General features: G+C 73.4%; 1 protein-coding gene. It reads right to left on the reverse strand.

What is annotated here, in order from left to right:
* The coding region (locus KZZ06_RS20755) for a hypothetical protein (RefSeq protein ID WP_219581853.1) at nucleotides 1-274 on the reverse strand (274 nt) is incomplete at both ends.

The raw sequence follows: 274 nt of genomic DNA on the forward strand, positions 1-274 counted from the left end.
GCGGAGGACGGACCCGCGAGGTCGGTGAGCGTGAAGGCGGTGCCGCCGAGGTCGAGGGCGCCGGTGTTGGTCAGGCTGGTGAGCCCGGCGAGCGGGCCGGTGATCTGCAGCAGGCCGGCATTGGTGAGCGTGCCGTTGAACTGTCCGGACAGGCGGGCGACGCCGGTGTGGGTCAGGTCTGTGGTGAGGGTGCCGTCGCTGGCGACGAGGCCGGCATTGCTGAGGCCGCCGGAGTCGGTGAGGCTGGCGGTCTGGGCGACGGCGACGAGGCCGG

This window comes from Sulfitobacter sp. CW3, from assembly GCF_019392245.1.
Lineage (GTDB): Bacteria > Pseudomonadota > Alphaproteobacteria > Rhodobacterales > Rhodobacteraceae > Sulfitobacter.